20 protein-coding genes are annotated in these 22,408 nt (G+C 42.5%); 14 read left to right on the top strand and 6 right to left on the bottom strand.

The genetic code is table 11. The features are described 5' to 3' along the window. Positions 1-17: 17 nt before the first annotated feature. Positions 18-641 (bottom strand): dioxygenase family protein, encoded by a 624-nt coding sequence (locus tag ACFQZS_RS18670; RefSeq protein ID WP_377102530.1) that lies wholly within the window; start codon positions 639-641, stop codon positions 18-20. Positions 642-841: 200 nt separating this feature from the next. On the opposite strand from ACFQZS_RS18670, the gene rlmD reads away from it, so the two are divergent. From rlmD to ACFQZS_RS18645, 5 genes are all read left to right on the top strand, one after another. Continuing rightward, positions 842-2,254 (top strand): 23S rRNA (uracil(1939)-C(5))-methyltransferase RlmD, encoded by a 1,413-nt coding sequence (gene rlmD, locus ACFQZS_RS18665; RefSeq protein WP_377102529.1) that lies wholly within the window; start codon positions 842-844, stop codon positions 2,252-2,254. A 19-nt stretch (positions 2,255-2,273) separates the two neighbouring features. Then, positions 2,274-2,669: a hypothetical protein gene (locus tag ACFQZS_RS18660; RefSeq protein WP_377102528.1), complete on the top strand. Its 396-nt coding sequence runs from the start codon at positions 2,274-2,276 to the stop codon at positions 2,667-2,669. Between the two features lie 105 nt (positions 2,670-2,774). Then, positions 2,775-3,290, top strand: coding sequence for a phosphoribosyltransferase family protein (locus tag ACFQZS_RS18655; RefSeq protein ID WP_377102527.1), 516 nt, complete (start codon positions 2,775-2,777; stop codon positions 3,288-3,290). A gap of 99 nt (positions 3,291-3,389) precedes the next feature. After that, positions 3,390-4,475, top strand: coding sequence for a hybrid sensor histidine kinase/response regulator (locus tag ACFQZS_RS18650; RefSeq protein WP_377102526.1), 1,086 nt, complete (start codon positions 3,390-3,392; stop codon positions 4,473-4,475). A 7-nt stretch (positions 4,476-4,482) separates the two neighbouring features. Next, positions 4,483-4,905 carry a response regulator gene (locus ACFQZS_RS18645; protein WP_377102525.1) on the top strand — a complete coding sequence of 141 codons (423 nt, stop codon included), beginning with the start codon at positions 4,483-4,485 and terminating at the stop codon, positions 4,903-4,905. A 7-nt stretch (positions 4,906-4,912) separates the two neighbouring features. Here the strand turns inward: ACFQZS_RS18645 and ACFQZS_RS18640 are convergent, their stop codons facing one another. From ACFQZS_RS18640 to ACFQZS_RS18625, 4 genes are all read right to left on the bottom strand, one after another. Continuing rightward, positions 4,913-5,377: a response regulator gene (locus ACFQZS_RS18640; protein ID WP_377102524.1), complete on the bottom strand. Its 465-nt coding sequence runs from the start codon at positions 5,375-5,377 to the stop codon at positions 4,913-4,915. A gap of 111 nt (positions 5,378-5,488) precedes the next feature. Continuing rightward, positions 5,489-6,073 (bottom strand): carboxymuconolactone decarboxylase family protein, encoded by a 585-nt coding sequence (locus ACFQZS_RS18635; RefSeq protein WP_377102523.1) that lies wholly within the window; start codon positions 6,071-6,073, stop codon positions 5,489-5,491. 89 nt (positions 6,074-6,162) lie between these two features. Next, positions 6,163-6,708 carry a peroxiredoxin gene (locus tag ACFQZS_RS18630; protein WP_377102522.1) on the bottom strand — a complete coding sequence of 182 codons (546 nt, stop codon included), beginning with the start codon at positions 6,706-6,708 and terminating at the stop codon, positions 6,163-6,165. A 135-nt stretch (positions 6,709-6,843) separates the two neighbouring features. Beyond that, positions 6,844-7,560: a LytR/AlgR family response regulator transcription factor gene (locus ACFQZS_RS18625; protein WP_377102521.1), complete on the bottom strand. Its 717-nt coding sequence runs from the start codon at positions 7,558-7,560 to the stop codon at positions 6,844-6,846. A gap of 156 nt (positions 7,561-7,716) precedes the next feature. Here ACFQZS_RS18625 and ACFQZS_RS18620 point away from each other — a divergent pair, with 156 nt between their 5' ends. From ACFQZS_RS18620 to ACFQZS_RS18600, 5 genes are all read left to right on the top strand, one after another. Then, complete coding sequence (locus ACFQZS_RS18620) at positions 7,717-9,003, top strand: sensor histidine kinase (protein ID WP_377102520.1); 1,287 nt, start codon at positions 7,717-7,719, stop codon at positions 9,001-9,003. 194 nt (positions 9,004-9,197) lie between these two features. Next, complete coding sequence (locus ACFQZS_RS18615; protein WP_377102519.1) at positions 9,198-10,205, top strand: hypothetical protein; 1,008 nt, start codon at positions 9,198-9,200, stop codon at positions 10,203-10,205. Positions 10,206-10,236: 31 nt separating this feature from the next. Continuing rightward, positions 10,237-13,164: an outer membrane beta-barrel protein gene (locus tag ACFQZS_RS18610; protein WP_377102518.1), complete on the top strand. Its 2,928-nt coding sequence runs from the start codon at positions 10,237-10,239 to the stop codon at positions 13,162-13,164. Positions 13,165-13,267: 103 nt separating this feature from the next. Further along, the gene (locus ACFQZS_RS18605) at positions 13,268-14,083 is read left to right on the top strand and encodes an MBL fold metallo-hydrolase (RefSeq protein ID WP_377102517.1); all 816 of its coding nucleotides are present in this window, start codon (positions 13,268-13,270) and stop codon (positions 14,081-14,083) included. A 133-nt stretch (positions 14,084-14,216) separates the two neighbouring features. Next, positions 14,217-16,427: a tetratricopeptide repeat-containing hybrid sensor histidine kinase/response regulator gene (locus ACFQZS_RS18600; protein ID WP_377102516.1), complete on the top strand. Its 2,211-nt coding sequence runs from the start codon at positions 14,217-14,219 to the stop codon at positions 16,425-16,427. A 343-nt stretch (positions 16,428-16,770) separates the two neighbouring features. On the opposite strand, the gene ACFQZS_RS18595 is transcribed toward ACFQZS_RS18600, so the two are convergent. Further along, positions 16,771-17,349 carry a DUF4142 domain-containing protein gene (locus tag ACFQZS_RS18595; RefSeq protein ID WP_377102515.1) on the bottom strand — a complete coding sequence of 193 codons (579 nt, stop codon included), beginning with the start codon at positions 17,347-17,349 and terminating at the stop codon, positions 16,771-16,773. Between the two features lie 225 nt (positions 17,350-17,574). Between ACFQZS_RS18595 and ACFQZS_RS18590 the strand changes: the two genes are divergently transcribed. From ACFQZS_RS18590 to ACFQZS_RS18575, 4 genes are all read left to right on the top strand, one after another. After that, positions 17,575-18,441 (top strand): M23 family metallopeptidase, encoded by an 867-nt coding sequence (locus ACFQZS_RS18590; RefSeq protein ID WP_377102514.1) that lies wholly within the window; start codon positions 17,575-17,577, stop codon positions 18,439-18,441. Then, positions 18,441-18,800: a bactofilin family protein gene (locus ACFQZS_RS18585; RefSeq protein WP_377102513.1), complete on the top strand. Its 360-nt coding sequence runs from the start codon at positions 18,441-18,443 to the stop codon at positions 18,798-18,800. The genes ACFQZS_RS18590 and ACFQZS_RS18585 overlap by 1 nt, the downstream gene beginning before the upstream one ends. An 81-nt stretch (positions 18,801-18,881) precedes the next feature. Continuing rightward, positions 18,882-20,198 (top strand): adenosylhomocysteinase, encoded by a 1,317-nt coding sequence (gene ahcY / locus ACFQZS_RS18580; RefSeq protein ID WP_377102512.1) that lies wholly within the window; start codon positions 18,882-18,884, stop codon positions 20,196-20,198. Between the two features lie 380 nt (positions 20,199-20,578). Continuing rightward, a complete protein-coding gene (locus tag ACFQZS_RS18575; protein ID WP_377102511.1) occupies positions 20,579-22,195 on the top strand; it encodes a Na+/H+ antiporter in 1,617 nt (538 codons plus the stop codon). Positions 22,196-22,408: the final 213 nt, after the last annotated feature.

Here is a 22,408-nt window from a genome sequence, read left to right as displayed (position 1 = left end):
CAACTGTTATAGCGGAGCTAATAGTTGGGAATATTAAGTCCTAAAACTATGTTCCGTTTACAAACCCACCAGCCATTTGCATTTTTTGTTAGTTTTACAATTCCCGACCCTCCTCTGTTTTGCAGCTTTGATCTGTATGCAGCTGTAAGCAGGGCATCCCCCTCAAAAATATATTCGTCAATATAATATTCGTTTGTGTCGGCCTCTTTAACCACCGGATGGATGTGCGCAGGTTCATTATGTTCCGGATATGGTGCAGGTAAACAGGTATAAAAACGGTAGAACCCGTCGGCCGCGGTCTTTATCCAACCACGAATGTGCCCGTGCCTCAGGGCCAGCTTTTGGTTAGGCGCAGGGCTATATCTGCCTTTACTATCTGTATGATAGATATATAGCGTTACGCCTGCCGCCGGAGTGATGCCATCCTTTTTAAACAGATAACCCTCCACAATCATTTTGTGCATGTCTTCGTTCCAATCAGGCAAATAAGCGGTATTGGATAATTCTGATGGCATGCCAGCATAGATCAACTCGCAGCCATCACATCCGTCGCTTACTTTTCTGATGGTACGCCCCTGCGACATAGCCGTTGCGGCGAAAAGCCCGCCGGCAATACTTCCTAAAAAATCTTTCCTGTTCATGTTAAGTTTTTTAATGCTAACCGCTACCCAATTTTAACGCAGTTTTTAATAGAATCAAAACTTAGTATACCAACGGCAATTTTAATATACCAACAACTTAAATTGCCGCATAATAATGTAATGCTGTCCGCATATCCAAATATCTGCATATCCGCGCATCTGCACATCCACATATCTGCACATTTGCTACCTTTGCAGCAATGAGCAGAGGTAAAGGAGCAAAAAACCAGGTATTTGAAAATGTAAGCATTATTGACATTGCCGAAGAAGGAAAAGGCGTTGGCAAAACCGACGACTTTGTGCTTTTTGTAGAAAAAGCCGTACCCGGCGATTTAGTTGACGTACAAGTATATCGCAGTAAAAAAAACTTTGGCGAAGCAAAAATAATTGCGCTTAAGCAACCCAGCGCCCATCGCGTGCCTGCATTTTGCGAACATTTTGGCACCTGCGGTGGCTGCAAATGGCAGCACATGACGTATGATGCCCAGCTGCAATTCAAACAAAAAACTGTTGCTGATGCATTGAGCAGATTGGCTAAGATTGATTTAGGCGGTATGCTGCCCATTGTCGCATCGCCTGCTGATAGATACTACCGCAATAAGCTGGAGTTTACTTTTAGTAATAAGCGCTGGCTTTATGATGGCGAGAACCGGGATGATGCAGAGCTTAACATGAACGCGCTGGGCTTTCATATCCCCGGCAGGTTTGATAAGATATTGGATGTCAGGCATTGCTATTTACAGGCCGATCCTTCTAACGCTATCCGCAATACAATAGACAGCTTCGCGCGGACCAACGGTTATACGTATTATGATCTGCGCAGTCATGAAGGCAATTTACGCAACCTGATTATCCGCACCTCATCAACCGGAGAGCTGATGGTGATAGTTGTTTTTGCTTACGCGGACGAAGAGCAGGTGAACAAGTTGATGGGCTTTGTTGAAGCGGAGTTTCCACAGATCACCTCCCTGTTATACATCCTTAACCAAAAAAAGAACGATACCATTTTTGATCAGGAAGTGCACGCCTGGAAAGGACCAGAATATATTCACGAGGAAATGAATGGCATACGTTTCCGCATAGGGCCGAAATCATTTTACCAAACCAACTCGGCCCAGGCGCTGCGCCTATATGAAATAACCCGCGACTTTGCCGGGTTTAAGGGCGACGAGCTTGTTTATGACCTTTATACAGGTGCAGGCACCATTGCCAACTTTGTAGCGGGGCATGTACGAGAGGTGGTTGGTGTTGAGTACGTACCGGATGCTATTGAAGATGCCAAAATAAACAGCGCTATCAATAACATCAACAATACTAAATTTTACGCCGGCGACATGAAAGATGTGCTATCGGCAGAATTTGTTGCAACACACGGTAAACCCGACGTTATAATAACCGATCCGCCACGGGCGGGTATGCACAGCGATGTGGTAGCCAGGCTGATGGAAATTGAAGCCGAAAAAATTGTATACGTAAGCTGCAACGCCGCTACACAAGCACGTGATCTGCTGGTATTAAAAGAAAAATATGATGTGGCAACCATACAACCTGTTGATATGTTTCCGCATACCCAGCATGTGGAAAATGTGGTTTTATTAAGAATCAGGAAATAAGAGGCAAGAATCAAGATATATGAATCCCGAAGATTTGCTTAATGAAGGTGCCGGTAAGCAAGAACCGGCAGCCAAAAGTCCGCTGTTAAGTTTAGAGCGTGACCTTAAAGTTTTTAATGACGCTATTCGCGAGGTGGCAGTTGAGATAATAGTGGAAGGGCTGTCTAAATACCCCATTTTTATAGCACACCAACACGAGTTAAAGCTGGGCGAAGTAATACTTGATCGCCATGAGCTAAATTCTGACTGGACCATTCATGCCTCAACACTTGAGGAGTTTATTGAGCGCGGTGTAATAAAACCAGAGCTTAAAGAGCGCTTTATTGCCAGCTACAAAAGCCCTAAAGACCATATGTGTGTGTTTGTAGTGGTGCCCGAAGGGGCTAATTTTGTCTATTTCCCCTATATAAAATAGCGTTTGCTATTTTAATGTTTGATTGTTGTAATTTGCTTTTATATTTACCATAAGATTGATCTGCTACAACTTTTTTGTGTTTCTACACGTACAAACTACCAATCAATGGAACCCTCAGGCAAAAAACTATTAATACTTAACAAACAGCAAATACAGCAAAAGATAGACAGGATTGCCTACCAGATACTGGAAGACAATTTTGACGAGCACGAGATTCTGATTGCAGGTATGCTACCACGTGGCGGGCATTTGGCCGCGCGGTTAAAAAAAGTGCTGGATGAGATTGCGCCTTTTAAAACCCGGCTGCTTACCATAGAGATAGATCGTTTTAGCAGCAGCCTGAACGCCAAAATTGATTTTGAGCTGGAAGAATGTACCAACAAGGCGGTTATTCTGGTAGATGATGTATTGAACAGCGGCAAATCATTAGCCTATGGTTTCGGCGTTTTTTTAGATGCCCCTTTAAAAAAACTACGCACGGTTGTGTTGGTAGACCGCAACCATAAAAGCTTTCCGGTAAATACGGATTATGCTGGTATTGCTTTATCAACCATTATAAAAGAGCATATTGATGTAGTACTGGATGAGGAAGGGCAGGAAGATGCCGTTTATCTTAGATAATAATTAAATAAATAGCCCTGTTAAGTTGGCTTATTAAGACGGCTGTTATTAAATTACATACAGTTATTGCCTCCTTAACACAACAATATTAGCCGCAGAATGGCAGAAAAAATCAAAATACTGTACCTTGATGACGAGATAGACAACCTAACGGGCTTTAAAGCATCGTTTAGGTTAGACTATCAGATCTTTACTGCGGTAAATGTTCAGGGCGCGATGGATTTTCTCCATGAGCACCCGGATATAAGGATCATATTTTGCGACCAGCGCATGCCGGGAAAAACCGGCGTTGAGTTTTTTGAAGAGATAAGAAGCACCTTTCCGGCACCCATACGCATACTGATAACCGCTTATACCGACATTGAATCGGTTATTGGTGCCATTAACCGGGGTAATATTTTTAGGTTCATCAAAAAACCATGGGACCCTGCAGATATCATTTCGGCCATTGACGAGGCCAATAAGTTTTATCAGACCAACTCCGTTTTATCCGTAAAAAACGAGGAGCTACGTAAGGCCTACGCCGAGTTAGACAAGTTTGCCTACAGCGTGAGCCATGATATAAGGGGCCCGCTATCGGGGATTTTAGGCGCTATTAATGTAGCCCGGGAGATCTATGATATAAACGAGATGAAGGAAATGCTTTTCCTCATGGAAAAATCGCTTAAAAAACTGGATACTTACATCCTTAGCATGCATGACTATTACAGCCTGCAGCGCGGCGAATTACGCATAGCCGAGATTGATTTTAACCAGGTGGCGCAGGAGCTAAGGGATATTTACAGGGTAGTGGCCGACGCTAATAATATCACTTTTGCTATTACTGTAGATCAGCGCGAACCATTTAGAAGCGATATTGTACCATTGAAACTGGTTTTAAATAACCTTTTATCAAACGCATTTAAATACCAGAGCAAGGTAACCGAAGACAAAAGAGTTGAATTAACAATGCTGGTACACCGCGGCGTGCTTAATGTTGAGGTAAAAGATACAGGCATAGGTATATTAGGCAACCATATTAACGAGATTTTTAACTTATTTTACCGTGCCAGCTCTCAGGAAGCCGGTTCGGGTTTTGGCTTATACAATGTAAAGAGCGCGTTGCTTAAACTTAACGGACATATTGAGGTAAACTCGGCGCTTAACAGAGGTACAACTTTTAAGGTTTCTATCCCCACTAAATAAACCGGCTATGGATCTATCATTTATAATAATTGATGACACAGAACTTGATCATTTCATCGCAAAGAAAATGATAAACCATGCCGATAAAGCGTTTGAGGTAAAATCTTTTTATGAAGCACAGTCTGCACTGAATTACATAAAAGAAGAGCGTTCGATAATTAAAAGCGATGCCATTACCCTCATTTTACTTGACATTTATATGCCAATAATAAGCGGGTATCAGTTTTTAGATGCATTTGAGGCGCTTGACCCTGCTGTTCAGGATAAATACTATGTTGTTGCACTAACTTCGTCTCATGAACCTGCAGATATGAACAGGATGAGTGCTTACAAAAGCGCTAAAGGCATATTAAGTAAACCGCTTTTAGCAGAGGATCTTTCGGCAGTAATCATGCGGATGATAACCGAAAAGGACATTGACATGCAATAAACGGTTTTCAGGAAAGCAGTTTTTGACGCAGCAAAAACTCAAGCTGATCATTTGAAGTACCCAGCAATTTATTCTCTTCCTTTAGTTTTTCTTTTTGCAGATATGCTTCATGAGCGCGGTTAATAGTGATATCCAATTCCTCTTCATTCCAGGGTTTACTCAGATAATGGAAAATTTTTCCTTTATTAACGGCATCAACTACGGCGTTCATATCAGCGTAACCGGTAAGTAATAAACGCATCGGGTCCGGATACAGCTCAATCACTTTCTCTAAAAACTCAACCCCCGTCATGTTGGGCATGCGCTGGTCAGTTATAATGATCTCTATAGGTCTTTCACCCAATATTTTCAAGGCTTCATCGCCGCTAATGGCAGTGTAAACCTGATACTTTACGCGAAAAACAGCCTTAAAAGAAAACAGGTTGTTTTCCTCATCATCTACATATAGTACTGATATTTTTTTTCCGGCCATAATCAGGATGTTTGTTTCGTCCTAAGGAGACGTTTATAATTGTAATAACACATATCAAATATAACAGTTTCTATATTTTAACAATGTGTTATCACAATATACGCAGAAAATTTAAAAAACAACTTTCCCAAATGATGTTACCAGCGAACCTATGCGTACCGCATCAAAAATACGCTCCTCGGTAGTTCCTAACTTTATAAGAGAATCCTCGTGCGCGTTAACACACATTTCGCAGCCATTAACGGCCGAAATGGTTAAGCTCATCAACTCAAAAAACTCCTTACCGGTTACAGGTTTCATCATTAACTGCATACGTATACGCGCAGGTATCTGGCTATATTTTTCTTTTTGTGTAAAGTGCCTGAAACGGTAAAAAATATTGTTTGAGGCCAGCAACGAAGCGCAACCCGCTGCCTCAGCTATTTCTTCGGCAGTAGCGCCGCCCTTTTCTGCATAGCTTGTGTAAAAACTAATAAGAGGCGTATTGTTGTTGTTTATGGCAGTTGACAGTCCAAGCAATGCACATTCTTTTTCTGTTAAATGCGCGGATGTTAGCGTGCTGTTAAAGTTGAGCTTAAGATCACGTACGTAGCGCGATTCGCCTTTCTCTAAAAGGCTCAGGCTTACGTTTCTGTAAGTAACATCAAGCCCTATAATTTGCAGTAATTCGTTTATGGTTTCTGTAGTTTCGTTCATTTTGCTTTGATAATCAAACTATTATTTTCATAGCAGAAAAAAATATCCCCGTAGCAATACACACTAAGGGGATATAATTTATTGTAAAATTAAGCGGTTAAGGTTTCCTGGCCTTTTTCCCAGTTACATGGGCAAAGCTCATCAGTTTGTAAACCGTCTAATACGCGTAAAACCTCTTTTACATTGCGGCCAACATTCAGGTCGTTTACACATACCCAGCGCACAATACCGGTAGGGTCAATAATAAACGTAGCGCGGTAAGCAATTTTTTCATTAGGCTCTAAAATACCCAGATCTTCCGCCAGTGATTTTGAAGTATCAGCAAGCATAGGGAATTTAAGGTCGCGCAAATCATCATGATGCGTTCTCCATGCAGCATGAACAAACTCAGAATCTGTTGATGCACCGATCAAACGGGTTTCGCGATCGCGGAATTCGCCGAAGTTTTTGTTAAACTCGGCTATCTCTGTAGGGCAAACAAAAGTAAAGTCTTTTGGCCACCAGAACATAACGGTCCACACGTTATCATCATTAGCAAGGTAGTCTGAAGTTAACGTTTCAAACTCTTTTCCTTTCTCCAGGCTAACAACAGCAGTTTTAGAAAATTGAGGGAATTTTTCGCCTATAGTAATCATATATATATAACTTTTATTTGCGGCAAATATAGGCCTTTTTAAGGTGCGCGCAGATCATATTTACCTATACTATATAGATAATACTTATATATAATTAGAAAAAAATAGGCAATATTGATGTTTAGGATTGGGCCTTTAAAAATTCATTTTACCCGTCATCTGGGTTATAACATCCTTAAAACTATCACTATACGGAATCTCGGCATCGGCAATTTTTATACGCCCTTTACGTATGGAGTGTACATGGTCAAGGTTAACAATGTATGATTTATGCACCCTGAAAAAAACATCAGCGGGTAACTGGCTTTCTAATGATTTTATAGTAACCCTTGATATAATCGCCTTCGGATTACTAATCCTGTGTATCTTAACATAATCCTTAAGCCCCTCTATATAAGTTATATCGTCATGATTTACTTTAATAAGGTTATAGTCGGCATACAAAAAAATATATTTTCTTGATACTTCGCCCGCCTTTGCCTCAGGCTGCCGTCTGGTCAGTTCAAACTGCTGCGTGGCTTTGTTGCACGCTTTTAAAAACCGCTCTAACGACACCGGTTTCAACAAATAGTCAACCACATCCAATTCAAAGCCATCCAAAGCGAACTCCTGGTAAGCCGTAACAAAAATAATAAGCGGTTTTTGCGCGAGGCTCTTAACAAACTGCAGCCCGTTTATGCCCGGCATTTGTATGTCGCAAAAAATAAGATCTATTTCCCTGTCCTGCATAATTTGCAGGGCCTGCGTTGCCGAGCGGCAGCTTGCCACCAAGTGCAGGTTTTCCACCCGGCTTACGTTATCTTCCATTAGTTCAAGCGCTAAGGGCTCGTCATCTATTATAATGCAGTTCATAATTGGTTTAATACAATGATACTAATTATCAATTATATCTGATATAGCATAAGCGTTTTAAACATTTGCAGTATAGGTTGTGGTATTTCGTCGCAGCATTAGGGCGTTTTATCTCATAAATGTTACAGTGGTTTTTTTTATGATTTTATTTGTAGCATGAAAAAACTGATTAGTTGGCGTTGGATACAATACATCCTGCCGTTAGTAATATGGTTTACCTTAATGGTGCTGCCTTATTTAGGTCGCGATGAGAACAGTCCCATCCCGGAAGAGTATCACCATCGTTTTATAATGGGAGTTGTAACGTCAAACTTAGCGCTACTATGCGTATTCTACGTACACACCTATCTTATTTATCCCTTAATTAACAAAAGAAAAGCCCTTTATATCCTTGGCTTCTTACTTATGTCCGGAGCTTATTGGGTTTATTGGGCATACTTAAGGCCCAACCCTTTTGAGGGAATGAAAGAAAGACCATGGCCAACCAGATATTCCGATACATCCGGAAGACCAAACTTTGGGCCGCGAGCGGAAGCATTCCCGGGCAAGCCCGGCGACACACTTACCTCGAGAACCTTCGAGAGACATGTTGAGACGCCCTTCCCCGGTACAAATGACACGCTTAACCAAACAAAGGCCAGGCCTTATCCGCCATTTCCTGAAAGATTTGGAAACGGCTCAGGGCGTTTCAGGCAAGGGGGGCAGCGCGTAAACATTTACAGATTTAGTCGTGGACCAAGGTACATGTTTCTCGATTGGATTGCGCCGCTAATGGCCATATTGTTAAGTGTATGTTACCGCATAATTATTGATAACCGCGCAAAACAACAGCTGTTAAAAGAGCGGGAAACACAGCATCTTAAGTCTGAACTAACCTTTTTGCGTTCGCAGATAAGCCCTCACTTTATGTTCAACGTATTGAACAATCTGGTAGCGCTTGCCCGTAAAAAATCTGACTCGCTGGAGCCTGCCATTGTAAGCCTCTCCCAGCTAATGCGTTATATGCTGTATGAGAGTGATGATTCGCGGGTAACCCTGGGCAAGGAGGTTGAATACATTAAGAGCTTTATCAGCCTGCAAATGCTGCGCTTCAGGGATTCTGTAAAAACCAATCTGGATGTGCAGGGCAATATAGACTTTTATGCCATTGAACCCATGTTACTGATACCGTTTGTAGAGAACGCCTTTAAGCACGGCACGGGCATGTTAGAAACTGCAGTTATTGATATTACATTATCTGTAGATGAAGTAACGCGCCTTATGCGTTTCAGCGTGGCAAACGATGTTGGCCCTGCTGATGATTCAAAGGATGGTAGCTCTGGCATTGGTATAGCCAACGTACGCAGGCGCTTAGCCATCCTGTACCCGGATAAGCATGAACTCACTATCTCTAACACACCCGATAAATTTACCGTAGACCTTACTATTTACTTAACTGAGTAACAAAAAAGTTGGTAACTATAAATTTACAGCACTAACTATTTAGTTTTAAAAACGTTTGGCTAATATTGTCGTCGCACCAATTAGCCTTATTGTCGCAACATTAATAGCCCTTGTATACTTTATTTTAGCCAACATTAAATACTCGCTATTCTTGTACGTGTCTTAAAAAGCATGATAATAAACCAATTACGAAAATGAAGAAAATACTCACAATAACAACTTTGCTTGCAGTAGCCTGCTCGGTAGCAGTAGCACAAGACAAGAAGATGAAAGATGTGCAGGAAGTTAGCCTATGGGCGCCGGCAGGTGTTAAAGCCGATGGCAAACTGGTTGAATGGAATGATAGCTTTCAGGCTTATAATAAAGCCACTAAACTTTATTACACCATAGCTAACGACGAAAAAAATATTTATCTCGCCATCAAGTCAACAGATGCGATGAATAATAATAAGATAGTGGCGGGCGCAATAACCATTGCAATTAATACCGAGGGTAAAAAGAAAACCGAAAACACGTACAAAATTACCTATCCCGTTATTGCTCCTATTAGCTTTCAGCGTGGTGCTGGAGGCCCTATTGCGGGCGGGCCTGCCGGTGGTGGCGGTGCAATTACGGTGATGCGTGTTGGTGTTGGTGGCCCGGGCGGCGGTGGCGCAGCCGGTGGCATGGGTGCTATGATGGGCATGGGAAGGCCCGGCGATCCACTGGATTCTGCAACCATAGCCCTACGCAAAAAAGCGCTTTTAACCTACAAGGAAATAAAGGTATCAGGCTTTAAGGATATTCCCGACTCGCTGATATCATTATATAACGAACATGGCGTAAAAACCATGGCCAATTATGACAATGAAGGAAACTTTATATACGAAGTTGCTATACCGCTGAAGCTGATGGGCCTTACTACCGCGAGCACCAACGAGCTTGCTTACAACGTAAAGGTAAACGGTTTACAGATACCCAACCTGCCAAACATTGATATGATGGGTGGCGGCGGATTAGGCGGTGGTGGTGCAGATCCGGGAGGCCCGGGTGGCGGCCCAGGTGGTCCTGGAGGTCCTACTGTAAACATACGCATGAATGGCGGTGGCGGCTTTGCAGGCGCAGGTGGCGGCGGTCGCCCCAGAGGTGGCGGAACCTTCAATTTCCAGGAAATGGTAAGCCCGAGTGATTTTTGGGGTAAATATACACTGGCTAAAAAATAAAAACCCTAACCTATTTTTAACAAACCCAACAATGAAAAAATTATTACTTATAGCTGTAGCTCTGTTTTTATCGTGCAGTGTATTTGCTCAGCAACCCACAACACCGCCGGCTACACCGCCAACAACGGTAACACCAACTACGCCGCCGGCTACGGTAGCCCCAACAACACAGCCTGCTACGGTAACCCCGGGTGCACCACCAGCTGCTGTAAGAACCGTAACGCCAGGCTTACCAGACGCTCTTGATGCCCGCGACGTTAGCGGCGTGGTTAAAGATTCAAAGGGAGAAACTGTTATAGGCGCCAGCGTTAAGCTGATATCTGCAAAAGACTCTTTGCAAACCGCAACAAACGAGGATGGTATATTTATTTTTAAAGATGTAAAACTTGCCACCTTTGTTATTACTGTAAAGGCAATGGGAATGAAAACAGTAATACGCAAATTGTTAAACAATGACGTTGCAAAACGAATTACTTTGGATCCGATTGAGTTGTTTGGCGAGAATGAGTTGCTAAAGGAAGTTGTTATTAACGGAACACCAAGCATTACCTACAAAACCGATACTGTTGAATACAAAGCCAGCGATTATAAAGTACGCGCAAATGCCACAGTTGATGAAATGCTGAAAAAAGCTGAAGGTTTTGAAGTAGGAACAGACGGCTCTTTAACTTTTAACGGAACGGCAGTAGCTAAGGCCCGTTTAAATGGTAAAGATTATTCTGGTGGCGATGTAGCACAGGCTATACAATCTTTACCTGCAGACATTATTGAGAAGTTTCAGGTAGTGGATGATTACGGTGATCAGGCTGGCCGTACCGGCATAAAAAATGGCGACGCCCAAAAAGTGCTTAACTTAACCACACGTGCGGATAGATCTGTAGGTAACATACTTCGCTTAAGTGCTAACGTGGGTCCAAACGGACGCCATGAGGAGCGTATATTTGCGCAACGCATAAATGGCAATCAGCAAATTGGTGTAAATGTGGCATTATCAAACACCTTAAACGGTATCGCGTCTTCCGGAAGGCAAGGCAATGGTGGTGGCGGCGGTGGTGGTAATGGTAGCGGTGGCAATACAGTATCTGGCAACGCATCTGTAAACTATCGCGATCAATTAAGTAAAGCAGTGCAAGTTACAGGTAGCTATAGCATAAACTATAGCGATGCCAATGTACTTAACCTCACTAGTTCATTAAACTCTTATAAGTTTTTTGATAAAGCAACAAATACGGAGAGGACTGATACTTTATTCAATACTACTACAAGTAATAATCTTACAAACAATAAAACCCACAGAGCTAGTGTTGAATTTGAAATTACACCTGATAGCTCTAATTTTATAAGAATTACTCCAAGTTTTAGCCTGACAAATTCTACATCAAGCAATATGCAGGACCAACTGCAAAAAGGCTTTCGCAACCAATCAACTAACAGCGTCACAAGCAACAGTAATAATACGCCGCAATTGGGGTTAATTGCCTTTTATCAATACATATTTAAAAAGCCAAGAAGAAACATTTCTATCCAGTTCAATTTAACAAGTGGTGATCAGAAACAAAACAATGAACAAAACACGCTTATACGTAATCTCGATAAATTGCCTATAACCGACTCTGTGATTCATCGTATTGTAGCGCGAAAAAATCTATCTAAAAACTTTAGAACAAGCCTTACATATGTTGAGCCACTATCGCCATCTTCACAAATAGAATTTAATGGGCAGATCAACTACAGAGGGTACGATAATTCGCTCCTTACAGATAGCGTTGGCCCTAGCGGAACAGTAACCAGGCTTGAGAAAGCGACAAACATTTTCAATTATTCATTTACCGAAACGCGCGCGGCTCTAAACTATCGTTTAGTAAAAACTAAATTTAACATATCTCTCGGTGCAACTGCAATACCAACCCGTTTGGAAGGAACTAACGTAAGCCGCGGAAATATCGCAGTAGCCCGTAGTAATTTCTTCCTGGTGCCATTGTTCCGCTTCCAATATCAATGGTCTCGCCAACAGCAGTTAGCTATTAATTACAGCGGCACACCTAGCGAGCCTACTTTTGATCAGATACAGCCCGTACCGGATGTGTCTCAGCCCTTGAATACTACTTACGGTAATCCAGATCTTAAACCATCATTCAGGCATACAGCTTCAATTCGCTATAGCAATTACCTTTCTAACTCAAGGCTTAATCTAAGCGGAACCATTAATGGAAGTTTAAACAATAACCAGGTGGTTAGCAACACTACGTTGATATTAACCGACAAGGGCACAGAGCGTGAAACGCGTTATGTTAATATAAGTGGTGGTAAAACAGTGTCAGGAAACTACAACATATCTAAAAGCTTTAGCGACAGACGCTACTCTCTAATGCTTAACGGAACAGCTTCTTACGATTACTCATTAGGTTTAAACGCTGGCACCCGCACTCAGATAACTACTTATAACTTTAGAAATTCTTTTGGCCCGCGTATAAATCCAAACGACGTAATTGAGATCAATCCGTACGTTTCGCATTCATTAACCAGGTCTTATAATAGCTTGTCAACCGAAAAAAATAATTTAAATTCCGACATAACCCGGATGAGCTTTAACCTGGAAGGCCGTTTCTATTTTGGCAAAGACAGAAGCTGGACTATAGAGTATGACTTAAGCAAGAACTATGTTAGCGGCATTGCTAACAACGTAACTAAAAACCCTTTTGTAGCAAATGCCTTTATTGAAAAGCAAATGTTTGCGAAACGTAATGGTATCTTAAGGGTGGCTTTCTTTGATATATTTAACCAAAATAACTTTATTAACCGTAACATAACAAGCACAGGATACACCGATACCCGCTCAAACCCGCTTAGCCGTTATTTCATGGTAGGCTTTACGCTTAACCTGCAAAAATGGAGCGGCAGGGCCCAAAGAGACGGCCGTAGCTTACTACGCCGTGGCGATGGTAGCTTTATATATTAAAAACACAATTGATTAAACAATACGCCGGGCAGCTGTAGCAATACAATGCCCGGTTTTTTTATGCCTATTGATTAACTGATTAAAAACGGGTTTATTTGTAAACATGTGTTTGTTTGTAGCATCATTAAATTCAGGAAGTAACGGTAATTGCTATTATGTTGGTAATGACCACGATGCTGTGCTGATAGATGCGGGCATATCATGCCGCGAAACCGAAACACGTATGGCGCGCCTCGGTTTATCTATGCGTAAAGTGCGGGCCATCTTCGTTTCGCATGAGCATAGCGATCATATTCGTGGCCTTGCCGTTCTCGCAAAAAAACACAATCTGCCGGTTTATATAACACCGCTTACGCTGCTGCATTCCGGCTTGCAAATTGCAGCTGGCTTGCTAAGGTCATTTTGTGCCGATGTACCGGTAAGTATAGGCTCGCTTACAGTTACACCATTCAATAAATTGCATGATGCCGCCGAGCCCCATAGCTTTACCATAACCTGCGGCGATTTAAAAGTAGGTGTGTTTACGGATCTGGGCGCGGTATGCGAAAATCTGATCGCTCATTTTCAGCAATGCCATGCCGCTTTTCTGGAAGCCAATTATGATGAAGAAATGCTTGAGCGCGGCAGCTACCCCTATCATTTAAAACGCCGCATACGGGGCGGCAAGGGCCACTTATCTAACAAACAAGCGCTTGCCCTTTTTGAGGATTACCGCCCGTATTTTATGAGCCATCTTTTTTTATCTCACCTTTCAAAAGATAACAACTGCCCTGAACTGGCCCTTAGCCTTTTTAAAAGCCGCTCTACCGAAACTGAAATAGTTGTTGCTTCGCGGTATACAGAAAGCGCCCTATACCAAATAGCTGGCGCGGGCCAAATAGCCCTACCGGTGCTAAGCACGCAATTCAGTTTGTTTTAGAAGATCCCGAATCGCTTTTCTGCGTTTTAATCTTTAAAAAATCTATAACGTATTAATAATAAGCATATAATGCTTTTTTATACTACCTTTAAAAAAAAGGCAAACTGTTTACGTCCCTAATCGTATAATTGCTATGACTCCATCTTTGCAGAACAGTAGGACCCAAGTGGTCAGCTTATTGGATGAGGGCTATGCGTGCCGGTCAAGTAATTTGACGCTAAGCGTGGAGCTGGCCCAAAAAGCGCTTTCAATAAGCCGCGAGATAAACGATAAGCCCCTGGTTGCAAAAAGCCTTAGTCAATATGCTCTTTTTTTAATGATACAGGGCGAGTACGACTCGGCCATCAACATGTCAAAAGAAGCGCTGGCCTATTTTGAAGAGCTAAAGGATGAGTTGGGAGTAGCAAGCGCCAAATATAACTTAGGTGGTGTTTATTATAAAACCAACGACTACTACCTGGGCATGGCCTACCTTACCGATTGTGTCAACATCTATCGTAAAAACAACGATCATCAAAACCTGGCGCGCGCGTTAAAATCATTAGGCACCATTTATGATTATTTCGGCGACCCAAAAAACGCCATCAGGACTTACGAACAAGCTATAGCAGAATCAAAACTGGCCGGAGATCTTAACCAGGAAGCCAACGCGTATAACCCGCTGGCAAGCATTTACCTTAAACAAAAAGATATTCAGAAAGCTATCGCGCTTATTGACCAATCTGTTGCTATTAAACAGAAAACAGGCGATATAAGGGGGCTTGCATTTGCACTTTATGGCCGTGGGAAGATAGCTATCGCACTTAAAAAACATGATGAAGCTGAAGCCGATATTAAAGAAGCGATAAGGATCCATAAGGAGGTGCGTGAGGTTTTGGGGCTGGGCATGGCCCTGCACAGGCTGGCTGTTTTATACGCCGAAATGAGGCAATTTGAAAAAGCTAAGCAAATTTTAGACGATGGTTTAAAGTTGGGTATAGAATACCATTTGATAATGGTAAATTTTAAATGCTATTACCTGTACTATCAAATATTTAAACAACAGGGTGATACCGAGAATGCGCTGCGATACCTGGAGTTATATTTTAAGGAAAAGGATACCGTAATTAACAATCAAACGCTCAAGTTAATTGAGAACTACGAAATGGTTGCGGAAATGGACCGGCTAAAAAAAGAGGCCCAGATGCAGTTAGAAAAAGCCGAGATCATTGAGAAAAAGAATCACGCGGAGCAAATGGCTTTGGTAAAGCAGGAGTTCCTGTCAACCATGAGCCATGAAATAAGAACGCCTTTAAATGCTGTAATAACCATAGCCTCGCTGTTGTCTGACAGGGCAGACAAAGAGGAGCAGGAATTGCTCAGTTCGTTGCGCCTTGCTTCTAATAATTTATTGCTGCTGATTAACGATATTCTGGATTTTACAAAGCTGGAAGCGGGTAAAACAGCCCTTGAGCTTGCGCCTTGTAATTTTTTACAGCTGCTTGAAAACATCAGAAATACATACGTTAGCCTCGCTTCAGAAAAAGGTGTGTTATTGCAACTAAACATTGCCGATGGCGTTGCTTCTGCTTACGAGTTGGATGAAACCAAGCTTTCACAAATCTTAGGGAACCTCATTACAAACGCCATTAAGTTTACTTACACAGGAAGCGTTCAAATATTTGTTGAAAAAATTGATACGCTAAATGATGGCGACTTGCTTCGCCTAAAAATTATTGACACAGGCATTGGCATTAGTCCAAAAAACCAACAAAGTATATTTGATGCATTTACACAACCGCACTCCATTACTAAAAAAAAGCATGGCGGCTCTGGCCTCGGCTTGGCAATTGTGAAAAAGCTGGTATCGTTACATAACAGCAACGTTAAAGTAGAGAGTACAGAGGGCGAGGGCTCAACGTTTTACTTTGACCTTATCCTTAAACCATCTGCTATTCCCGGGGGAAAAAGCACTACTTATTCAGATGATCTGAACGGAAAGAAGGTTTTGCTGGCCGAAGATAATTTGATAAACGCTATGGTGATAACGCGGTTGTTAGGCAACTGGAAAATTAACACAGAACACGCCAAAAACGGTCTTGAAGCATTGGTAAAAACAAGAAACAATAGGTTTGATTTTATTTTGATGGACATACACATGCCCGAAATGGATGGTTTTGAGGCTGCCCGCGAAATTTCTACAGGGGAAAATGTAAATAATAATACGCCCATTTTTGCCCTTACTGCCGACATAACCGCCGAGCACCAAAGCGAACATCGCAATTATTTCGCAGGTTTTTTAAGAAAACCCATTGAGCCCGAGAAGCTTTTCACTGCACTTGCAGCTTTAGAAAAAAATGGTTGAAAACGGGTAAAAAACATTATAAATTGAAAAAAACAGATAAAAAAGCAGCTTTTTTGACGAATTTATAATTACGAGGAGGGGTGAGGCAGTAAGCGACCTTAAAAAAAGGAAATAAAAAAAGGAGAAGTTACTACCCTTCTCCTTCCATTAACTGATCTTATTATCCTCATAAAGAACAAATTGGTTTAGTCCGATGTAATAAGTTATTACAAAGGTATAAAATAACATCGCACTTATCCGCTACTTTTTGCACTTTTTTTCAAAAAAAATACAAAAAACAATCAAAAAGGGGCAAAAAAAAGATTTTTTGCCCCTTTTTTAATACTTTTTTAATCTTTTCTAATTATTTCATACCATCGTTAATGGCTGTTATTTTGTCTAAATGACCTTTCAGGGTGGGTAATGTTTTGTCAACAAAGGCCTTTAATTCAGCGTCTTTCAGGTCCTTACTGGCGCTTTCAAACATGGCAACTGTTTTTTTATGTTCGCTAACCATGGTGCTTACATAGGCTTTATCAAAATCCTTCCCGGTTTTAGCATTCAGATCGGCCCACGCTTTCTTTGAGTCGGCATTTAAAGAATCAGGCAAGGTTACGTTCTTTGCCTTGGCCAATGCTTTCAGCTCTTCGTTAGCTTTAGAATGGTCCATAACCATCATATCCGCATATTCTTTAGCTTTTGCGTTAGTTGCTTTTTGCTGAGCCAGTTTGCTAAGCTCAACCTCTGTCATGCCTCCATTTCCGGCATCAACCACAAATTTGGCGTCATCCTCCACAACAGCTATGCCCGGGCCTGCTACCGAGGTATCCTTCTCCATGTTTAAACTGTCTGCGGTTTCTGTACTGTCTTTCTCGCCGCTGTTACAGGCCTGCAATGCCAGGGTTGATAGCGCGATCATTAAAATTACTTTTAGCTTTTTCATAAGTGATGTGTGTTTCTTCAACAAACAATAGTTAAATAAATAAGTTTGAAAAGAAATTTTATTAATTATAAAGACTGGCTTTTGCGCTTTTCTCAAGAATTTTGGCTTCTAAAAAAACACAGCAAACGCCTTGCCACAAGGCTAAACGCCACAGCATTTTTAACAATTTTTTAGCTTGATTATTTGAAGGGTTTTTCTAACTTGCAAACCCTAAATGATTTAACATTGAAGAAGTTAGACCCCAAAGACGTTAGCACTGTCATCATTTTAAATAAAAGCGACGCGGCAACTAAAACGCTGCAGGTTAAAACAAAACATATACACCGCTTAAAGTTTTATGCCTTAGGCCTTTTTAGTGTTTTGGCATTGCTTGTGCTCACCATTGTTGTTCAACGGCAGAACAATACACGCCACGAGTTGGAAAGACAGCAACTATTATCGCAGATAAAAAGCCTGAAGGGCCAGATACCCGAAAGTTTGAGACGTGCGGGCGAAGAGCACCAGGCACAATCTTACATACAAGCCATTGAAGGCAAACTAAAAAAGATAAACGACTATTTAAAGAAACGTGGTTTAAAGGGTTTCTCAACTCCGTCTGTTGGTGGTGCCGGCAATGCCGACGCCGATCTGTCAGACAAAGAGGTTTACATGGCGTATGATAGTTATTTAAACAGTGTGGTTACAGCAGTTGCCTTTACCCCAATGGGTTATCCACGTATAAGTTCGTTAACATCACGTTTTGGTTATCGCAGTGATCCGTTCAGCAGCGCGAAGGCGGAGTATCATCCGGGCATAGATTTTAAAGGCAACTATGGCGACGCGGTAAAATGTACCGCCAATGGTCAGATTGTTTCTGCGGGCTGGTCTGGTGGTTATGGTAATTGCGTGCGGGTTAAACACAATAACGGCTTTGAGACCGTTTATGGGCATTTATCGCGCATAACTGTTAAGGTTGGCCAAAAAGTGCACGTTGGCGACAAGGTGGGTCAGGTTGGCTCAACAGGGCGTTCAACAGGCGCGCACCTGCATTATGAGGTTAGACAAAACGGAAGGCCGGTAAATCCTACAAAGTTTTTAACGCTTAACAACTAATGGCGTTTTTAGACAAAACCACAAAGCCGGGCATATACCGCAGGCCCATTACCACATTAATAAGCGAGGGCTCTGTAGTTGACGGCAGCTTGCAGGCCAAAGCTTTCGCGCGTATTGATGGCCACATAAAAGGTAACGTTGAAATTGCAGACGGCCTTATTTTGGGCAAACACGGCAGCATAGATGGCCACGTAAAAACCAAAGAAATGGTGGTACACGGCACCGTTAACGGCAACATAACCGTAAGCACCATTGAGATAGCCGCCACCGGCAAGGTAACTGGTGATATAACAACCGGCGCACTCTCTGTTGAAACCGGCGGCGTATATAATGGGCGGCTGGTGATGAAAGCGCAATAAGCCCGTTATCATCCTCACACCAAAGCATTTTACTTTCACAAGGGAATACTGTACTTTTGCATTTCAAAAAAATGAAACGCTATGTCATCAGTAGAGACCGCTTACATCAAGTACAAAGTTAAAGACTTTTCGCTGGCCGAGTGGGGCCGTAAAGAAATTGAATTAGCCGAGGCAGAAATGCCGGGCCTAATGTCCCTTCGCCAGGAGTTTGGTGCATCAAAACCATTAGCAGGCGCGCGCATTGCAGGTTGCCTGCACATGACCATACAAACCGCCGTATTAATTGAGACCCTTGTTGAGCTGGGTGCCGAAGTTACCTGGTCATCATGTAATATATTTTCAACGCAGGATCATGCTGCTGCTGCTATTGCTGCTGCAGGTATTTCTGTTTATGCCTGGAAAGGTTTGAATGAGCAGGAATTTGATTGGTGTATTGAGCAAACTTTATTCTTTGGCGAAGATAGAAAACCATTGAACATGATATTGGATGATGGCGGCGATTTAACCAATATGGTTTTAGATCGTTATCCTGAACTGGTTGCCGGTATTAATGGTATATCTGAAGAAACCACTACAGGTGTTCATCGCTTATACGAGCGTGTTAAAGCCGGTACATTACCAATGCCTGCTATCAACATTAACGACTCGGTTACCAAATCAAAATTTGACAACAAATACGGTTGTCGCGAATCGTTGGTTGACGCTATCCGTAGAGCAACTGACGTGATGATGGCCGGTAAGGTTGGTGTTGTTTGCGGTTATGGCGACGTAGGTAAAGGTTCTGCCGACTCGTTACGCAACGCTGGCGTACGTGTTATAGTTACCGAAATTGACCCTATCTGCGCTTTACAGGCAGCTATGGAAGGTTTCGAAGTTAAGAAATTAAGCACTGCTATTGCCGAGGCTGATATTGTTGTTACCGCTACAGGCAACAAAAACATCGTTCGCGAGCAGCATTTCCGCGCGTTAAAAGACAAGGCTATTGTTTGTAACATTGGCCACTTTGATAACGAGATTGATATGGCCTGGTTAAACGGCGCTTATGGCAGCAGCAAAATTGAAATTAAACCACAGGTTGATAAATATACTATTGACGGTAAAGACGTTATTGTTTTAGCCGAAGGCCGTTTGGTTAACTTAGGTTGCGCCACAGGCCACCCAAGCTTTGTAATGAGCAACTCGTTCACCAACCAAACGTTGGCTCAATTAGAGCTTTGGACCAACGCCGGTGCTTACGAAAACAAAGTATACACCCTGCCTAAACACCTGGACGAGAAAGTTGCACGTTTGCACCTGGCTAAAATTGGCGTTGAGCTGGAAGTACTTGACCAGGATCAGGCTGAATACATTGGCGTAACAGTTGACGGTCCGTTTAAGGCTGATTACTACCGTTACTAATTAAGGTAAAAGGCGAAAGCTAAAAGGTTAAAGGCTTGATCGAAAGATCAGGCCTTTTTTGTTGGCGTGTTTTAACCTCTTGTCATTTCTGCGGAGCACGGGTTGGGTGGTGCGCTGCGCGAGGGAGAAATCTTTTTGAAGCGATAATACCCCCGGTCATTACCTATCGGTTCGAAAAGATTTCTCTTTCGCCCCGGCGCTCATTGCATTTAACCTGCTGCTCTATCGAAATGACAAATTGATAAGGGGTGTCCTTCCGCTATTGAGATAGGGCAGTTGTGACGGTATTTCATTAGGGAGTACTTTGATCCCAACCCATTGTGCACAACTAATCTCCAATCAACCCATCACCAATCAACCAAAAACATTATTTTAGTTGCATGCATCACGCCGTAATACAATACTCCTGCCTGCTGGTTATTATTCTGTTTGTAGTAATGCTGGCGCAGAAGATAAAAGTAGCCTATCCTATTTTGCTTGTGCTGGTTGGTTTGCCTTTAGGTTTCGTTCCGTTTTTGCGCGGGATACAAATAGAGCCGGATCTGATCTTCGTGATATTTTTACCGCCCCTGCTTTACGAAGCCGCCTGGAACACATCCTGGAAAGACTTTTGGAAATGGCGACGCGTTATATCCAGCTTCGCATTTCCCGTAGTTATTTTAACATCATCCGCGGTAGCGTTCGTATCGGCAGCGCTTATACCCGGCTTTACGCTGGCAGCCGGGTTTTTGTTAGGCGGCATCGTTTCGCCACCTGATGCGGTTTCGGCCAGCGCCATTTTAAAGCATATTAAAGTACCCAGGCGCTTTGTTACCATTGTAGAGGGCGAAAGCTTGTTGAATGATGCCTCCAGTTTGGTAGTGTTCAGGTTCGCACTGGCGGCTGTACTAACCGGTACCTTTGTGTTTCAAAATGCCGCCATCAACTTTGTGTTGGTTATTGTAATGGGCGTAGGCATTGGCCTGGCTGTGGCATTGGTTTTTTACGCTATACACCGCTGGCTGCCCACATCGGCCAATACAGATGTGGTGCTTACTTTTATGAGCCCCTATGTAATGTACATAGCGGCAGAGAGTTTCCATTTTTCGGGCGTGTTGGCGGTGGTAAGCGGTGGGCTGTTTTTGTCGGCACGGCGGCACTTGTTTTTGTCGTACCATAGCCGCATACAAAGTGTTAGCGTGTGGCAGGCTGTGTCCTTTGTGCTAAACGGCTTTGTGTTTATTTTAATAGGACTGGCATTTCCGGTTGTTATAAAAAATCTGGGAGCCGATGGTGGATTACAGTCGGCCATCAATTACAGCCTGATAATAACGGGGGTTTTAATTATAGGGCGATTTATTTGCACTTATGCTGCCGTGGTTATTACTATGGTGATGAGCAAGATAATAACCGTTGCCGATCCAAATCCGGGATGGAGATCGCCAACCGTGTTGGGGTGGACGGGTATGCGCGGTGTAGTATCATTAGCGGCGGCGCTAAGCATCCCCTTAACCTTAACCAACGGCGCGCCTTTTCCTAACAGGGATATGATATTATTTATCACCTTCTCGGTAATACTGGTTACGCTGGTATTACAGGGCCTCACCCTACCATTGGTTGTAAAATGGGTAAAAATGCCCGACCCAGACCTTACTGTACCCATGGAGCAGCAGCGGCAATTGGTACGAAAAAAACTGGCGCACCTGTCATTAAGTATTTTGGATGAGCATTATAATGATGTTTGCAAAAACAACGGCATGGTGCAAAGCCTGGTGATGCGCTACAATGCCGAAATGAAATTATTGAAAGACTGGGACAAAGGCGATAACCACGCGCGCGAAAAGTTTTATTATAATGATTATCTGAAGATAATGGCTCATCTGCTAAAAGAACAGCGCAAGCTGCTGCATGCCCTCAACAAAAAAGAAGAGATAAGCGATGAGCTGGTTAAGCACCAATTTGACCTGTTAGACCTGGAAGAAGAGAAGCTGCACCAGCATTTTGAGCATGCCGAATAATTATTGCGCTATTTATAAAATTGATTATTGTTGATTTAACAATTGTAGCGCCGTTTTCCTGCTTTTTATATCAATCGAAATAGTTTAAAAAGCTACGTCTAACCTGATTGTAAAGACATGATGATTAGGCTAATTTTATTATTGTACACCTTACAATTGTAACAAGCATTTTATCCTGCAATTGAGTTGCAAATGGCTTTATTCCCTATATTT

It is taken from the genome of Mucilaginibacter calamicampi (assembly GCF_042676765.1).
GTDB classification, from domain to species: domain Bacteria; phylum Bacteroidota; class Bacteroidia; order Sphingobacteriales; family Sphingobacteriaceae; genus Mucilaginibacter; species Mucilaginibacter calamicampi.
The sequence above is the reverse complement of the archived record's forward strand: the minus strand, read 5'-3'. Positions and strand labels throughout refer to the sequence as shown.

Bases quoted from the DNA above. Each gene is read 5' to 3' on its own strand.
- ACFQZS_RS18635 (WP_377102523.1), bottom strand. From the start codon at position 6,073: ATGAACGAAACTACAGAAACCATAAACGAATTACTGCAAATTATAGGG.
- ACFQZS_RS18600 (WP_377102516.1), top strand. From the start codon at position 14,217: ATGACTCCATCTTTGCAGAACAGTAGGACCCAAGTGGTCAGCTTATTG.
- ahcY (WP_377102512.1), top strand. From the start codon at position 18,882: ATGTCATCAGTAGAGACCGCTTACATCAAGTACAAAGTTAAAGACTTT.
- ACFQZS_RS18615 (WP_377102519.1), top strand. From the start codon at position 9,198: ATGAAGAAAATACTCACAATAACAACTTTGCTTGCAGTAGCCTGCTCG.
- ACFQZS_RS18575 (WP_377102511.1), top strand. From the start codon at position 20,579: ATGCATCACGCCGTAATACAATACTCCTGCCTGCTGGTTATTATTCTG.
- ACFQZS_RS18650 (WP_377102526.1), top strand. From the start codon at position 3,390: ATGGCAGAAAAAATCAAAATACTGTACCTTGATGACGAGATAGACAAC.
- ACFQZS_RS18655 (WP_377102527.1), top strand. From the start codon at position 2,775: ATGGAACCCTCAGGCAAAAAACTATTAATACTTAACAAACAGCAAATA.
- ACFQZS_RS18645 (WP_377102525.1), top strand. From the start codon at position 4,483: ATGGATCTATCATTTATAATAATTGATGACACAGAACTTGATCATTTC.
- ACFQZS_RS18595 (WP_377102515.1), bottom strand. From the start codon at position 17,349: ATGAAAAAGCTAAAAGTAATTTTAATGATCGCGCTATCAACCCTGGCA.
- ACFQZS_RS18630 (WP_377102522.1), bottom strand. From the start codon at position 6,708: ATGATTACTATAGGCGAAAAATTCCCTCAATTTTCTAAAACTGCTGTT.
- ACFQZS_RS18625 (WP_377102521.1), bottom strand. From the start codon at position 7,560: ATGAACTGCATTATAATAGATGACGAGCCCTTAGCGCTTGAACTAATG.
- ACFQZS_RS18585 (WP_377102513.1), top strand. From the start codon at position 18,441: ATGGCGTTTTTAGACAAAACCACAAAGCCGGGCATATACCGCAGGCCC.
- ACFQZS_RS18640 (WP_377102524.1), bottom strand. From the start codon at position 5,377: ATGGCCGGAAAAAAAATATCAGTACTATATGTAGATGATGAGGAAAAC.
- ACFQZS_RS18620 (WP_377102520.1), top strand. From the start codon at position 7,717: ATGAAAAAACTGATTAGTTGGCGTTGGATACAATACATCCTGCCGTTA.
- ACFQZS_RS18605 (WP_377102517.1), top strand. From the start codon at position 13,268: ATGTGTTTGTTTGTAGCATCATTAAATTCAGGAAGTAACGGTAATTGC.
- ACFQZS_RS18610 (WP_377102518.1), top strand. From the start codon at position 10,237: ATGAAAAAATTATTACTTATAGCTGTAGCTCTGTTTTTATCGTGCAGT.
- ACFQZS_RS18660 (WP_377102528.1), top strand. From the start codon at position 2,274: ATGAATCCCGAAGATTTGCTTAATGAAGGTGCCGGTAAGCAAGAACCG.
- ACFQZS_RS18670 (WP_377102530.1), bottom strand. From the start codon at position 641: ATGAACAGGAAAGATTTTTTAGGAAGTATTGCCGGCGGGCTTTTCGCC.
- rlmD (WP_377102529.1), top strand. From the start codon at position 842: ATGAGCAGAGGTAAAGGAGCAAAAAACCAGGTATTTGAAAATGTAAGC.